Below are 15101 nucleotides of genomic sequence, written 5' to 3' on the forward strand. Positions count from 1 at the left end.
GTTACACCTCCATTAGTAATAATTCTGGATCGTTTAATAAACGTTTAATATTGTTCATTGCTTTTTGAGCTGTTGCGCCGTCAATGACACGGTGGTCAAAGCTTAAGGAAAGAGCTAGTACTGGTGCTGCTACAATTTCGCCATCTTTTACGATAGGTTTTTGAGCAATACGACCTACACCTAGGATAGCAACTTCTGGGTAATTAATTACTGGAGTGAACCATTGTCCACCGGCAGAACCGATATTAGAAATAGTTGCAGAACCGTGGCGCATTTCGTCAGCTGTTAATTTACCATCACGTGCTTTTCCAGCTAGTTCGTTGATTTCATCAGAAATTTGGAAGACGGATTTTTTATCAGCATTTTTAATTACTGGCACGTATAAACCGTGATCTGTATCTGCTGCGATACCAACGTTGAAGTAATGTTTGTAAACAAGTTCTTCTGTCGCATCGTCTAAAGTTGTGTTAAGCACTGGGAAGTCACGAAGCGTTGCAACAAGAGCTTTTACCATATAAGGTAAGAAAGTAAGTTTGATACCTTTTTCGGCAGCCACTTCTTTGAAACGTTTGCGGTGAGCCATAAGTGCAGTTACTTCGATTTCGTCCATTAAAGTAACGTGTGGAGCTGTATGTTTCGAGTTTACCATTGCTTTTGCAATCGCACGACGAGTTGGTGTTAATTTTTCGCGTGTTTCTGGGTAAGCATCGGAGCTTGCAACTGGTTGTTTTGCAGTAGCTTTTTCTGCTTTTGGTGCTGTTGCTTTTTCTTCTGTTTGAGTAGTAGTTGTTGCTGTAGCTGGTTGTTCACCGTTTAGGAAAGCATCGATATCAGCTTTAACTACGCGGTTATTTTTTCCAGAGCCTGCTACTTCAGCAATATTAACGCCTTTTTCACGAGCATATTTACGTACAGAAGGCATTGCAATTACAAGACCATTAGGATCTTTTTTAGATGATGGCGTTCCGTTTCCACCTGTAGCTGGAGCGGAAGTTGCATCATTGTTTGCAAGTGCAGCGTCTTCTGCTGGAGATTCTGGTGTAGATTCATGACTTGCTTCTCCTTCAAAATCACCTTCAAATGTTACTAGTACTTGACCAACTGTTGCTACTGTACCTTCACTAACTAAAATATCTTTAACAGTTCCATCTACTGGAGAAGTAATTTCTTCGACAGATTTGTCGTTTTGTACTTCAAAAATGGACTGATCTTCTTCTACTTTATCGCCCGGTTGAATAAACCATTTAACAATTTCGCCTTCATGAATTCCTTCACCAATATCTGGTAATTTAAACTCAAAAATTCCTTTTCCGCTAGCTTGTGCGGGTGCTGGAGTTGATTCTGTGGATTCTGCTTTTGGTGCTGCGCTTTCTTCTTCGGCGTCGTCTTCGTGACCTTCTACGCCATCAAATGTTACTAATACTTGTCCAACTGTAGCAACTGTACCTTCAGCAACTTTGATTTCTTTAATTGTTCCTGAAACTGGAGAAGTGATTTCTTCCACTGATTTGTCGTTTTGCACTTCAAATAGGGACTCATCTTCTTCAATCTTATCGCCTGGTTGTACAAACCATTTAACGATTTCACCTTCATGGATACCTTCACCGATATCCGGTAATTTAAATGAATATGCCATTTTATTAAGCCTCCTGTAATTTCTAAGGTTCAGATAAACTGAACCTTAGTATAAAAATATTTCGTTTCCCTTCTAAAACTCCCCATAAGTTTTAAAATGGTCATTATGAATTAAAATGCAATAACTTCTTTTACACGTTCGATAATATCGTTATGATTTGGTAACCAAACTGTTTCTGCTTGAGAGAACGGGAATACGCTATCTGGAGCAGCAACACGCATAACTGGAGCTTCTAGAGAAAGGATTGCATGGTCGTTAATTTCTGCAACGACATTAGCAGCAATACCTGCTTGTTTTTGTGCTTCTTGAACTACTACAGCACGGTTTGTTTTCTTAACGGAAGCAATGATTGTTTCCACATCAATTGGGCTAATTGTACGTAAATCGATAACTTCTACAGATACACCATCTTTTTCAAGAGCTTCTGCTGCTTTCATTGATTCTTGTACCATTGCACCGTAAGTGATGATAGAAACATCCGTACCTTCACGACGAACAGCTGCTTTACCAATTTCTACTGTGTATTCGCCTTCTGGAACTTCTTCACGGAAAGAACGGTATAATTTCATATGTTCTAAGAAAATAACAGGATCGTTATCACGAATTGCTGAGATTAAAAGACCTTTTGCATCATATGGAGTGGATGGAATTACCACTTTTAAACCAGGTGATTGAGCCATTAACCCTTCTAAGTTATCAGCGTGCATTTCTGGAGTATGAACCCCACCACCAAAAGGGGCGCGAATGGTAATTGGAGCAGTACGAGTTCCACCTGTACGATAACGCATACGAGCCATTTGACCAGCAACGGAATCCATTACTTCAAATACGAAACCGAAGAATTGAATTTCTGGAACAGGACGGAAACCTTCAAGTGCAAGACCGATAGCAAGACCACCGATACCAGATTCTGCTAGAGGAGTATCGAATACACGATCTTCACCAAATTTATCTTGTAATCCTTCTGTTGCACGGAATACGCCGCCATTTTTACCAACGTCTTCCCCAAAAACTAATACGTTTTCGTCTTTTTCAAGTTCTACTGCAAGCGCATCTGTAATCGCTTGAATCATTGTTTTTTGCGCCATGATTATTTCGACTCCTTCGCTTCATAGATTGCCAGTTGCTCTTTGATAGGAGCAGTTGGTGTTTCGTACATATTTTTAAGAAGATCAGTTACAGTTTGTTTTGGTGTAGCATCTGCTTCTTTAATTGCTACTTTGATTTCTTCTTTTGCTTGATCGATAACAGCATTTTCTTTTTCTTCGTTCCAAAGACCTTTACCTTCTAAGAAAGTACGGAAGCGAACGATTGGATCTTTAAGTTCCCATTCTCCGTCAAGTTCTTTTGTACGGTAACGAGTTGGATCATCACCAGAAAGTGTATGTGGACCATAACGGTAAGTCATCGTTTCAATTAATGTTGGGCCTTCACCAGCAACTGCACGTTCACGAGCGAATTTCGTTACAGCATATACTGCAAGTGGATCCATTCCGTCTACTTGTACACCTGGGATTCCGGCTGCAACTGCTTTTTGAGCTAATGTTTCAGCAGCTGATTGTTTTTCACGAGGTGTAGAAATCGCGAATTTGTTATTTTGTACTACGAAGATTGCTGGAGCATGGTAAGCACCCGCAAAGTTCATTCCTTCATAGAAGTCACCTTGGGAAGAACCACCGTCACCTGTATAAGTGATTACAACAGCGTCTTTTTTACGTTTTTTAAGACCTAGAGCAACACCGGCAGCTTGCACGATTTGTGCACCGATGATGATTTGTGGTGATAATACATTTAAATCTTCAGGGAATTGATTACCTACAAAGTGTCCACGAGAGAACAAGAACGCTTTTGTAAGTGGAAGTCCGTGCCAGATAAGTTGTGGCACATCACGGTAACCTGGAAGAATATAGTCATGTTTTTCAAGTGCATAGTGACTTGCAAGTTGGGAAGCTTCTTGTCCAGCAGTTGGAGCATAGAAACCTAGACGTCCTTGACGGTTAAGTGAAATAGAACGTTGGTCAAGTACACGAGTCCAAACCATGCGAGTCATTAATTCTACTAACTCGTCATCAGTTAAATCCGGCATTAAATCTGGATTTACGATTTCTCCTTTTTCATTCAGAATTTGAACTAATTCAAATTGTTTATGAACAGCCTCAAATTGTTTCTTTACGTCGATAATAGCCTTCTTTGTTTTAGAAGCCATTTCGTATCCACCCTTTCGTCATTCACATTGTACAGTTTCAAATTCTTCATTAGTTAGGTATGCGTTTTATGTAACGCTCGTCCGGTCATTTACCCATCTAAATGAATTCTTTTAAAACTGCCATCCTGATTGTGTATTAATTATAATAGCGTTGTAAAAAGAAAAGTTATTCTAGAGAAAGAAGCGGATTCCGGAAGCTTTTTTCTAATTTCCTATCAACTAATTACGTAGCCTCTCCAGTTATTACCACAAAATTCTCATTGAAAACATGGGTTTTAGAAGAGATTGTGAAAAAATATTCATTCTCTCACAATTTTTCATAAAAAAATAGGAACTTTCCTTTTAGTTAAAAGTTAATTCTGTTTTACTTAAAAACATGAATTTTATTAATACACTAATCTTCTCTCTTAATTTACACTACCAAGATTATGAAGTCAATAAGTTAATCTCTAATTATTTTATCGCTTACAATGGCATTATAACTTAAATCATTCGCTTTCCAGTTCTGTATTAAAAAAAGATAAAACAGATGCAAACTGTTATATAATATTGTAACTCTCGGATTATCACACCTATTCCGGCATTTGATTTATAAAATATAGATAGTTTGTGAATTCACAAACTAATAAATTTTTTTATCATTTCATTTATACGAACAATATTTTGTTATATCTTGTAAATGTTCGTTATTTAAACTTTGCTATTTTTAACAAATATGCCTTTAGTCCTATGAAAACATGGTTTTTTCTGAGAAAGTAATCTTTCATTCCTTTTTTTTCGTTCTTTTGTTAAAATAAAGATAAGTTATTAAAGAACAGGAGAGAATCAAATCATGCTTAACATGGACGATATTGTACGAGAAGGTCATCCAGCACTTAGAGAAGTTGCAACAGAAGTGACTTTCCCGCTTTCAGATGAAGAAAAAAAATTAGGGCACGATATGCTCGAGTTTCTAATTAATAGTCAAGATGAAGAGTTAGCAGAAAAATACGGTTTACGTGGTGGTGTTGGAATTGCAGCTCCACAACTAGCTGTTACAAAACGTTTCTTAGCTATCCATGTACACGATGAAAAAGATCGTCTTTATAGTTATGTGCTTTATAATCCAAAAATTCGGAGCCATTCTGTACAACAAGCTTGTCTTTCTGGTGGTGAAGGTTGCCTTTCTGTTGACCGTGAAGTGCCAGGTTATGTTGTACGTAGCGAACGGGTAACAATTGATGCCTTTGATGAAAATGGAACTCCACTTAAACTACGATTTAAAGGCTACCCAGCAATTGTTGTGCAACATGAAATTGATCACTTGAATGGTGTTATGTTTTATGATCATATTAATAAAGAAAATCCATCATACTTGTCACCCGATGTGGACGTATTTGGTTAAAATGAATAAATCCCCGCAGGAATCAATATCCTGCGGGGATTTTTATCTTTATGAATGGCCACCAACCGTTTCTATTATTGTATCCAGTATCCTGAATTTGCGCTCATTAGCATCGCCTGAGAAAAGAACTAAATCAAGCTCTTCGTGAATAAAATGACCATCTGAATCCACCAGATTTTTTTCAAATAAACGTGTATCAATATTAGCAAAGATTGTATGGTAGTCTACATCTGAAATTGTTTGCGATATGGTGCACTCGAAAACAATCGGACATGCATCAATATAGGCTACTCCCCCACTATCACTTTTGGTTAATTCGATTTGATGAACTTTTATTTTATCGTTACGCTTTCCTGACGAGAATCCCCCTTGTTCAATTAACCCTAATTGCTCAGTGTTCGGAAAATTTACAGCAAATTTTTGGCCAGCATATAGGTGTTTGCTAGCATTACTTTCTGCTGACACACCAATAACCATACTGTTTCCTAATGTATACGATGATGACCCCGTTGACATTTGCGGTTCTCCAGTCTCATTCAAATACGTTAATACAAAAATGGGATAAGCAGGATAAAATTTTTCTGTTTCTACGCGCTGTTTCATAGTTAGCACCTCTAGTTTTTTCTTTTATTATAAAGAGGTCATATCAGGATTTCAAGAATAAATTAAAACCCTATAAGTAAGCGCTTTATGTATTTTTCTGGTAAAATAAGATTGGAAAGAAGGTGGAAACTTGGAACGTTATGATAGACAGATGCGCGTTAAAAACATTGGAAAAGTTGGTCAAAAAAAATTACTCACAAAAACAATTTTGATTGTTGGCGTTGGTGCGATTGGCTCATATGCCGCAGAAATTTGTGCACGAATGGGTTTTGGAAAGTTAATTTTAATTGATCGTGACTATGTGGAACTAAGTAACCTACAGCGCCAATCGCTTTTCACAGAACAAGACGCGTTAGACAAACAAGCAAAAGCGTATGCGGCATCCAAAGCGTTACAATTAATTAATAGCGATATTGAAATTGAATATATAGTTGATGATGCGAACGTGACAAGTTTAACGCCTTATGCCGGAGCAATTGATTACATACTTGATTGTACCGATAATTTTATGACGCGCGACTTTTTAAACCAGTTTTGTTTCACCCATCAAATTCCGTGGATTTTCACCTCGTGTGCTGGAAATTATGCGAATCTCATGCCAATTATTCCACCTGACTCTGCTTGTTTACACTGTTTACTTGGTGATATTCCCCAAACCAACGCAGCAAGTTGCGATATTATTGGCGTTGATGGTGCGCTGATTCCAATCGTCGCCGGCATGCAAGTTTCCTTACTTACACAGATGATTATCAATCCTGATTTCAAAACAAATACCTACTATCAACTAGATAATTGGCACTTTTCTTTCCGATCTCTTGAAGTCAAGAAACGCCCCGATTGCTCTGGTTGCACAACTGGAAAAATGGTTTCAGAAGTTCCTTTTTCCGAACAAACGGTTACTCTTTGCGGAAGAGATACGGTACAATTTCGCTTGCCTAATAAAAGCAATTACCTCGAAATTAAACAACTACTGGCAGAACAGAAAATTACTTACAAAGAAAATCCCGCTTTACTTAGTTTTAATTACGAAAAATTTCAATTTGTTATTTTCAAAAATGGACGTGTGTTACTTCATGGGACAGAAAATATAACAGAAGCAAAAAAAACATATCACTTATTTTTTAACTAAAGGAGGCAGTTATGGAACAAAAGACATTTATTAAGGTGACTTGTAGTATTTTGACGATTAGTGACACAAGAAATTCGGATACGGACACTAGTGGTCAACTGATTCAATCTGCCTTAGAAAACGCTGGGCATGAGGTGATATCGCGGATTGTCGTTCCTGATGATGTTTCGCTCATTAAACAGAAAATAAACGAGCTAGCTGTTAATGGCTCTTTCTGCCTCATCACAAATGGTGGTACAGGTATCGCTAGACGCGATGTCACTTATGAAGCCTTATTTGCGACTATTCAGCAAGAAATTCCCGGATTTGGGGAGATTTTTCGAATGCTCAGTTACGAAGAAGTTGGCAGTCGTGCTATAGTATCACGTGCGTTCGCCGGTTTTTCAGAAAACGGCTTACTGCTTTTTGCATTACCTGGATCAAGTAACGCCTGTCAGCTCGCGATGCAAAAATTGATTGTCCCTGAATTACCTCATTTAATAGCAGAACGACAAAAATAAAACATCCGGTCACACATGTGACCGGATGTTTTATTTATCCTCCAATTTGACTCATACGACGCCAAGTTGGTTTATTAGATTGAACTTCATCTTGTAATTTCAATGCCATTTCGTGATTTTCAGGTTTGTTATCAATTGCCTTTTGCACAAGTTGCATTAGTTTGACTGGGTCTTGGATAAATGGTCGAATATTCATTTCTTCATCCCAGTATAAACACGCTTTAATATAACCATCTGCGGTAAGTCTGAGTCGGTTGCAACTATCACAAAAATGAGCGCTAACTGGGTGAATCACACCAAACGTCCCTTTCGCTCCTTTAATACGGAAATTTTCGGAGGGGCCATTTCCACGAATTGAGTCCACTGGTTCATACTCATAACCAGCTTCATTACAAGCCTCAAAAATTGTATCCAGCGGCAGATACTTTTCTTTCCAACTCGTACCAGCATGACCAATTGGCATGTATTCAATAAAGCGAATATTAATGTCTTTATCTTTTGTAAATCGAAGGAAATCGGTTATTTCGTCATCGTTTTGCCCTTTAATTAGGACGACGTTAAGCTTAATGGGAAATAACCCCACTTCTTCTGCTTTTTGAATACCATCGAGGACTTTTTGCAAACGCCCACCACGAGTAATTGCTTGAAAGCGGTCTGCATGAAGGGAATCCAAGCTGATGTTCACACGCGTCAGTCCAGCCTCCTTAAGCGCTTCTGCTTTTTTTGCCAAATACATTGCATTTGTTGTAATCGAAATATCTTCTATTTCAGGGATTGCTCCAAGTCCGCGAACAATTTCCACAATATCAGTTCTGAGTAATGGCTCTCCGCCGGTGATGCGCACTTTTTTTATACCAAATTTCACCATTAATTCCATAAAACTGACAATTTCATCTTTGGATAGTACTTTTTCATGGGGCAAAAATGTCAGGCCTTCTTCGGGCATACAATACACACACCTTAAATTACACCGATCTGTTACTGAAATACGAATATAATCGTGTACCCGCCCAAATTTATCCTTTAATAATTGCATAAAACAAAACTCCTATCCTACAAAATAGTTACGCTTCTGCTTTAAATGTCCCGCTTTTCCCGCCGGTTTTTTCAACTAAATACGTTTTTTCGATGCGCATCCCTTTATCCATTGCTTTACACATGTCATAAATAGTTAATGCAGCGACGGTTACTGCTGTGAGTGCTTCCATTTCTACGCCAGTCTTTCCAACAGTTACAACTTCGGATGTGATAGTTAGCGCAGTCTCACCATCATCTTCAAAAGAAATATCAGCTTTCGTTGTCATAATAGGGTGGCACATTGGAATTAGTTCGCTTGTCTTTTTCGCTGCCATAATTCCTGCCACTTGTGCAACTGCTAAAACATCTCCTTTAGCAATTTTACCAGTATGGATACGCGCTAACGTTTCTTCATTCATATGTATCGTAGCTCTAGCGATTGCACGGCGTTTTGTTTCCGATTTGCTTGTAACATCCACCATTTTTGCGCGTTTTTCATCATTAAAATGCGTCAAATCATCTTTTTCCATCTGGTTCCCTCCTTATCCACCACTTACTGGTGGAATTACAGCTATTTCGGATATTTCTTTTGGTAAAATATCTTGATCTTGCTGAAATTCCATGTTCACGGCTAGCATACAGGTTGCCAAATCCACAGCTATTTCAGGAAATTCACTACTAATAACTTCTCGAACCTCGCCGACTGTTTGACATTGCTGCAAGTTCAATTTCACTTCGGTTTTATGTGTTTTTTCAGCTAAAAAAGCGAAAAATTTAATTGTTGTCAGCATTTATGCCACCCCACCTTATTTTATCGACATCTTTTTCTTCTTTCCATATAGGTACCCGTTCTTTTAATCGTTCAATTATATATCTGGATCCCTCAAAGCAAGCAGCACGGTGTGGTGTTGATACGCCGATAAACACTGCTATATCAGTTATTTCTAAGAGTCCTAATCGGTGTACGATGACTACATCTGCGCCCCACTGTGCTTCTACTTCTGCAGCTAATTTGTTTAGTTCTTTGAGCGCCATTTCTTCGTAGGATGTATAACGAATTTCTTCGGTTTGAATATCTCCTGTCCATTCTCGAATCGTACCAACAAACAAGTTAATACCACCATGATTTTTATTAATTAGTTTTTCAGAAAGCAGACCAATTTCAATTGTTTCATGTTGTAAGGCTACATATTTCATTGTAAAAACTCCTTGATTAATGTTTCTGCAAATGCGTTTAAAGCTTTTTCCTCTCCAATAAAAATCGCATCTTCCTTTAACGCTGGATTGTGCGTCGCGATTTTATGGACTGCCTTACTATTTTTTAAAAGCTCGATTTCCGCCTGTTCGCGAATTAAAATGATTTTAGGAAATGGTCCTGCTTTATAGCCTTCTATAAGAACAATATCTGATTCTGGTAGTTTTTGGATGGCTGTTTTTAAATCGATACCGGTTTGTTCCATCACAGCATATTGTCTCGAATTCGCTATAACAACAGCTTCTGCACCACTTTCTTGAAAAGAGTAAGAATCCGTTCCCACGTGATCTACAGAAAAGTCATGTGCATCATGTTTGATAGCAGAAACCGTGTAGTTTTCCTTCCGACTAGCGCGAATTAATGCATTTAGTAAAGTTGTTTTCCCACTATTTTTAAACCCAATTACTTGGAGGATAGTAGCCATGCTTCGACCTCTTCTCCTTTTAATTTTCCAACTTGACCGCGAGGGATTTTGAATAAACAGGTGGTTAAGTGAAGATTGCCTAGCGCACTAGACATATCGCTTCCTATCAGCTCCACCAAATATTCCCCTTCCCCAGATAAACGATAGGTTCCCCGTAAGAAACGGTCATAGCCATTATTTTTGGTGTAATCACTCGCCATTTTGGCGCGAACTTGAGTTGTCGCGGTTATATCTCTCCCCATTAAGGTAGCTAATACCGGTTCTACTAATAAGTAAAAACCTGTAAAGCATGCCCCTGGATTGCCAGAAAGCGCGATGATAAGCGTTTTGTTCAACCACATCCCTGTTGTCGGGCTACCTGGTCGCATTTGAATTTTATTAAAAAGTAATTCTGCTTCTTGTTTTGCAATATCAGCCATGTAGTCAAAATCACCTACAGAAACACCTCCCGTAGTAACTATTAAGTCCGCTATCTTGGTCAATTCTAGTAAACGGTTTTTCGTGTCCTCATAATTATCAGGTAATTGTTCGGCCGCGCAAATCTCGGCATGATGTACTTTTAGCAAATTCTCCAGTAATGGTTGATTACTATTAAAAATTTTGCCATCTGGAAGCGAATTTCCAGTAGGAACAAGTTCACTACCTGTGGATAAAATAGCTACTTTTGGCTTTCTGATGACTTGTACTTCTTGAATCCCAAAGGATGACAGTAAACTTATCGAACCGGCATTTAAAATGTGTCCACGATCTAACAGCAAATCTCCTTTGGCAAACTCCGTACCGATTTCTGTAATGTTACTAGATTTTTGTGTATTTATAAGTACTATTTCATTCTCGTTATCCGCTTCTCTTGATTGTTCAAGCATAATAATTTTCGATGCATTATCTGGCACTTTTGCCCCAGTCATTATTCGGACGGTTTCACCTGGATTTAGCGGTTTATCGTATGTTTCCCCGCATGGAACTTCTGCTACAACGCGCAAAGTGATAGGATAATTCCCGTCATCCGCCTCAGTAATCGCAAAGCCATCATAACCAGAACGCCTAAAATATGGAGCAGGAAACGGCGCGAAAATAGGTTCTTGTAATACTTGATTTAACGCCTCTGTCACATGTTTCTTTTCTACTGGAAGATGCGTTATTTGGTTACATAATACTTCTCTCGCTTGTTCCATTCTAATGGTGTTTCTTCTTTCAATCATCTGGGCGCACTTCCCTTCTATAAATCATGTATGCGTTTTCTTTAGTACCAATATACAGGAGTTTTCCCGTTTTAAAAAGTAAAGCGACTTCTCCTTAGTTTGCTGCTTTGAATCCGTATTTTTCCAGTATTTTTTGCGCTTCTGATTTATTCATAAAATCAAGGAATGTTGCGGTTTCTTCTTTTTTATCCGAGTCACTGACTTGTGCGCTATAGTAAGCAATTGGATCATGGAGTTTCTCATCAATTGTTGCCTTCACTTGTACTTTTTTGCTTAATAGAGCATCTGTCTGGTAAACGAAGCCTGCATCTGCATTTCCGGCTTCCACATAGGATAAGACTTGACGAACATCGGTTGCAAGAACGAGTTTTGCTTTTTCTGCATTATATAGATTTAAGTTTTCGAGCGTTTGTTTGGCATAGGCGCCTGCTGGGACTGATTCCGGGTCTCCGATGGCGATTTTGGATGCGTCATTTAGTAATTGTTCTAAGTTTAGCTCTGACTTTTGATTCACGTTTTTAGGTGTAATTAGAACAAGTTCATTTCCCGCAAATTCTTTCATGTCTTCTGCTAAATTTTTCTTGCTTAGTGTAACCGCATCTTTTTTACTCGCTAAAAGGACGCCATCAATTGGTGCACCGCTTTCAACACGTTCGCGAATTTGTCCAGAACCACCAAAATCAAAAGATAGTTTAATCGTTGGATTGGCTTTTTCAAAAAGTGGCTTTACGTCATCTATCGTATCTTTTAAACTTGCTGCTACTGAAATATGTATAGTTGTTTTTTTTGCTTTTTCAGGCGTATCCCCGCAAGCTCCGAGAAGTAATAATAATCCACAACTTATAATAAGTGTTATTTTTTTCACCATTCATCCCCCTTTTTTATTTTAGTTACATTGTACTTAAGTTTGACATTTTATACCAGAGAGAACGATAATAATAGAAGTACTAGAGGGTTATTCAGGAGGAGATTTATGTTTACATCTGTTTGGCATACATTACTTGTAGCCACAATTTCTACGTTTCTCGCATTTATGACGATGTTACCACTGAGTTATTATTTTGCTGGTCGAAAATCACGTTTTCAGTTACTTGTGGAGATTTTAATTTTACTTCCGCTTGTTTTACCGCCAACTGTGGTTGGTTTAGTGTTACTGAATGTGCTTGGACGCAATGATTTTATTGGCGGTGTGCTTTGGGATACTTTTGATTTTAGTTTTATTTTTTCCCTTAGTGGTGCTATCGTTGCAACGACGATTATTATTTTACCAATTATGTATCAAGGTTTGAAATCAGCATTTTTATCAATTGATCACGAACTTGTATGGGCAGCAGAGACTCTTTCAGCGAATAAAAAACAGATTTTCACAAAAATTATTTTACCGAATTGCTGGCAACCAATTTTAGCAGGTGTTCTGCTTAGTTTTTGTCGAGCGATGGGTGAATTTGGCGCAAGTTTGATGGTGGCCGGATACATAGAAGGAAAAACCGATACAATAGCCTCGAGCATTTATTTTATGGTACAACAAGGAGACATGCGAACTGCGATTTATCTCGGGTTAATTAATGTCATTATCGGTGTATTTGCTTTACTTGTTATTCATGTTTTAACTGTACGCCAAAGTAATTTAACGAGGGGGATGTAACGATGCTACGCTTACAATTTCATAAAAAACTTCCTTTTCATGATTTAAATATTAATTATACGTTTGAAAAACCAGTAACTGCGATGATGGGTGCAAGTGGTTCTGGTAAGTCAACTCTATTTCAGTGCGTTAGTGGCTTGAAAAGTATCGACGGCGGCATTATTGAATTTGACGGGACTCCGTGGGATGATTCCAATATTTCGTTACATCTTCCTGTGACAGAGCGCAAAGTAGGTTATTTATTTCAAAATCTAGCTTTATTTCCAAATATGAATGTATATGAAAATATCGCTTTTGGCTTAAAAGTGCAGAAAAAGAAGAAAAAAGAACAAGCGGAAATTCAGCAACAAGTACGAAAAATGAGTGATTATCTACAAATTTCTCACCTTCTTTATTCTTCCGTTCAGAAATTATCTGGTGGCGAGAAGCAACGTGTTGCGATGGCTCGAGCAATGATTACGGAGCCAAAATTACTTTTACTGGATGAACCTTTTAACGGGCTAGATGAAGAAACACGTTTAATTTGCATGAAATTAGTTGGTCAGATGGCCAAAGATTTCCATATACCAGTTATTTTTGTCACGCATTATGCCTCCGAAGCAGAAATGATGACCGAAGAAATTTTAGTTATGCGAGAGGGACGTCTTGAAAAACGAAAAAAGTAATGTAGGGATTGTATTAGCTGGTGGGAAATCTAGCCGTTTCGGGGAACCAAAAACGTTTTTTCAGGATGAGGCAACTGGAAAAACGTGGGTCGAGCTAACGGTTAGTAAGTTACTGCCGCTTTGCGATAAGGTATTTGTATCGGCAAATCATGAAAATTATCCAAAACTTGTTGCCCTTTTCGATGCAGAACCAAGCATTGAAATCATTCCAGATCAAACCGCATTCAGTGAATTTGGACCACTTGGAGGAATTTATGCGGTGATGGTAGAAGCAGCGGCTTATCAGAAAGCTAATTTCCTAGTGCTTCCTGTTGATATGCCTTTTTTGACTTTAAAAGAAATTGGACGGCTGGCTAATTATCCTAATCATTTTGCTAAAACAGCGCAAGCAAATCACTATTTGGTTACCAATATCCCCTACTCACGAGAAACGCTACATCACTTACTACAAGACGAGCAACATCGTGTCAGAGCTTTATTCGAAAAACTCCATACCAAACCTTTAGTATTTGAAGAAGATGCCCCATTTAGAAATATCAATCATCAAAATGAACTTTTTTAACCTTTTCTTGTCCTTTTCTTTAGTTTTTTTTGGTAAACTAGAGAAAATCATGAGAAGAGGTTTTTTTATGCAATTTTTTCGCTTACTTTGGGTGTTTACTTGGAAGCAAGCACTTTGTTGTATTTTTCCCGCTATTATCTTTATATCGCTTGCTCTTACAAAGCTGATTCATATTCCTTTTATTGCGCGCTATGACTTACTTTTGATTATTTGTCTTGTAACGCAAATGCTACTCATAAAATTTGGCCTAGAAACATGGGATGAGCTTAAGGTAATTATGGTTTTCCATCTTATTGGATTTGGACTTGAAATCTATAAGGTACATATGGGGTCATGGAGTTATCCAGAAGATGGTTTAATGAAACTTTTCGGAGTGCCCCTTTATAGCGGTTTTATGTATTCAAGTGTGGCGAGTTATATTTGCCAGGCTTGGAAAAGATTTGATCTTAAAATGACAAATTGGCCAAATTTTTGGTTAGTAAGTAGCCTTTGCATAGCGATTTACGCTAATTTTTTCACGCATCATTTTATAATGGATTTTCGGTGGATTTTGATTGTTTTAGTTCTCGTTTTATTCCGAAAAACATATGTTTATTTCAAAGTTAGTTCGACTCAACTCAAAATGCCTTTATCTTTTTCCTTTTTATGTATCGCCTTTTTCATTTATCTTGCGGAGAACATTGCTAGTTTTTACGGAGCTTGGTCTTATCCAGACCAGCTGGTTGCATGGCGTCCAGTGCACGTTTCAAAAATCACGAGTTGGTATTTACTTGTTATTATTAGTATTATAATCGTCGCACAACTTAAATTCGTTAAGCAAAAATTAGAACAAACTTCTGTAAAAGCCAAAAGCGAGGCCACGCTGAAATAGTG

At 38.0% G+C, this 15101-nt stretch carries 18 protein-coding genes; 7 read left to right on the top strand and 11 right to left on the bottom strand.

Annotated elements, in window-relative coordinates:
* Position 1: 1 nt before the first annotated feature.
* The 3 genes from HCB45_RS04565 to pdhA form a co-directional block, all read right to left on the bottom strand.
* Positions 2-1636, bottom strand: coding sequence for a dihydrolipoyllysine-residue acetyltransferase (locus HCB45_RS04565; protein ID WP_185318451.1), 1635 nt, complete (start codon positions 1634-1636; stop codon positions 2-4).
* Positions 1637-1746: 110 nt separating this feature from the next.
* A complete protein-coding gene (locus HCB45_RS04570) occupies positions 1747-2724 on the bottom strand; it encodes an alpha-ketoacid dehydrogenase subunit beta (RefSeq protein ID WP_185318450.1) in 978 nt (325 codons plus the stop codon).
* A gap of 2 nt (positions 2725-2726) precedes the next feature.
* The gene (gene pdhA, locus HCB45_RS04575; protein ID WP_003727023.1) at positions 2727-3842 is read right to left on the bottom strand and encodes a pyruvate dehydrogenase (acetyl-transferring) E1 component subunit alpha; all 1116 of its coding nucleotides are present in this window, start codon (positions 3840-3842) and stop codon (positions 2727-2729) included.
* Between the two features lie 832 nt (positions 3843-4674).
* Between pdhA and def the strand changes: the two genes are divergently transcribed.
* The gene (gene def, locus HCB45_RS04580; RefSeq protein WP_185619017.1) at positions 4675-5226 is read left to right on the top strand and encodes a peptide deformylase; all 552 of its coding nucleotides are present in this window, start codon (positions 4675-4677) and stop codon (positions 5224-5226) included.
* A 48-nt stretch (positions 5227-5274) separates the two neighbouring features.
* Here def and HCB45_RS04585 read toward each other — a convergent pair whose 3' ends face one another.
* Positions 5275-5829 carry a flavin reductase family protein gene (locus HCB45_RS04585; RefSeq protein ID WP_185619019.1) on the bottom strand — a complete coding sequence of 185 codons (555 nt, stop codon included), beginning with the start codon at positions 5827-5829 and terminating at the stop codon, positions 5275-5277.
* A gap of 130 nt (positions 5830-5959) precedes the next feature.
* Here HCB45_RS04585 and HCB45_RS04590 point away from each other — a divergent pair, with 130 nt between their 5' ends.
* Together HCB45_RS04590 and HCB45_RS04595 are read left to right on the top strand one after the other, a co-directional pair.
* Positions 5960-6958: a ThiF family adenylyltransferase gene (locus HCB45_RS04590; protein ID WP_185619022.1), complete on the top strand. Its 999-nt coding sequence runs from the start codon at positions 5960-5962 to the stop codon at positions 6956-6958.
* Between the two features lie 11 nt (positions 6959-6969).
* Positions 6970-7458 carry a MogA/MoaB family molybdenum cofactor biosynthesis protein gene (locus tag HCB45_RS04595; protein ID WP_185619024.1) on the top strand — a complete coding sequence of 163 codons (489 nt, stop codon included), beginning with the start codon at positions 6970-6972 and terminating at the stop codon, positions 7456-7458.
* A gap of 34 nt (positions 7459-7492) precedes the next feature.
* Here HCB45_RS04595 and moaA read toward each other — a convergent pair whose 3' ends face one another.
* The 7 genes from moaA to modA form a co-directional block, all read right to left on the bottom strand.
* A complete protein-coding gene (moaA, locus tag HCB45_RS04600) occupies positions 7493-8494 on the bottom strand; it encodes a GTP 3',8-cyclase MoaA (RefSeq protein ID WP_185318445.1) in 1002 nt (333 codons plus the stop codon).
* A gap of 28 nt (positions 8495-8522) precedes the next feature.
* A complete protein-coding gene (moaC, locus tag HCB45_RS04605) occupies positions 8523-9005 on the bottom strand; it encodes a cyclic pyranopterin monophosphate synthase MoaC (protein WP_185619026.1) in 483 nt (160 codons plus the stop codon).
* 12 nt (positions 9006-9017) lie between these two features.
* Positions 9018-9266 carry a molybdopterin converting factor subunit 1 gene (gene moaD, locus HCB45_RS04610; protein WP_185318443.1) on the bottom strand — a complete coding sequence of 83 codons (249 nt, stop codon included), beginning with the start codon at positions 9264-9266 and terminating at the stop codon, positions 9018-9020.
* On the bottom strand, positions 9250-9672 hold the full coding sequence (locus tag HCB45_RS04615) for a molybdenum cofactor biosynthesis protein MoaE (protein ID WP_185318442.1): 423 nt from the start codon (positions 9670-9672) through the stop codon (positions 9250-9252). The genes moaD and HCB45_RS04615 overlap by 17 nt, the downstream gene beginning before the upstream one ends.
* Positions 9669-10154, bottom strand: coding sequence for a molybdopterin-guanine dinucleotide biosynthesis protein B (gene mobB, locus HCB45_RS04620; protein WP_185619028.1), 486 nt, complete (start codon positions 10152-10154; stop codon positions 9669-9671). The genes HCB45_RS04615 and mobB overlap by 4 nt, the downstream gene beginning before the upstream one ends.
* Positions 10133-11356, bottom strand: coding sequence for a molybdopterin molybdotransferase MoeA (locus tag HCB45_RS04625; protein WP_185607655.1), 1224 nt, complete (start codon positions 11354-11356; stop codon positions 10133-10135). The genes mobB and HCB45_RS04625 overlap by 22 nt, the downstream gene beginning before the upstream one ends.
* Before the next feature lie 94 nt (positions 11357-11450).
* Positions 11451-12221, bottom strand: a complete 771-nt coding sequence (gene modA / locus HCB45_RS04630) for a molybdate ABC transporter substrate-binding protein (RefSeq protein ID WP_185619030.1) — start codon at positions 12219-12221, stop codon at positions 11451-11453.
* Positions 12222-12329: 108 nt separating this feature from the next.
* Between modA and HCB45_RS04635 the strand changes: the two genes are divergently transcribed.
* The 4 genes from HCB45_RS04635 to HCB45_RS04650 all read left to right on the top strand — a co-directional run bounded on the left by HCB45_RS04635 (position 12330) and on the right by HCB45_RS04650 (position 15099).
* Positions 12330-13001, top strand: a complete 672-nt coding sequence (locus tag HCB45_RS04635; RefSeq protein WP_003761575.1) for a molybdate ABC transporter permease subunit — start codon at positions 12330-12332, stop codon at positions 12999-13001.
* 2 nt (positions 13002-13003) lie between these two features.
* Positions 13004-13666, top strand: a complete 663-nt coding sequence (locus HCB45_RS04640; protein WP_185619032.1) for an ATP-binding cassette domain-containing protein — start codon at positions 13004-13006, stop codon at positions 13664-13666.
* Entirely contained in the window at positions 13647-14228 is a 582-nt protein-coding gene (locus HCB45_RS04645; protein WP_185619034.1) for a molybdenum cofactor guanylyltransferase, read from the top strand. The genes HCB45_RS04640 and HCB45_RS04645 overlap by 20 nt, the downstream gene beginning before the upstream one ends.
* Before the next feature lie 67 nt (positions 14229-14295).
* The gene (locus HCB45_RS04650; protein ID WP_185619036.1) at positions 14296-15099 is read left to right on the top strand and encodes a DUF817 domain-containing protein; all 804 of its coding nucleotides are present in this window, start codon (positions 14296-14298) and stop codon (positions 15097-15099) included.
* Positions 15100-15101: the final 2 nt, after the last annotated feature.

The sequence above is a fragment of the Listeria farberi genome, from assembly GCF_014229245.1.
Taxonomy (GTDB): domain Bacteria; phylum Bacillota; class Bacilli; order Lactobacillales; family Listeriaceae; genus Listeria; species Listeria farberi.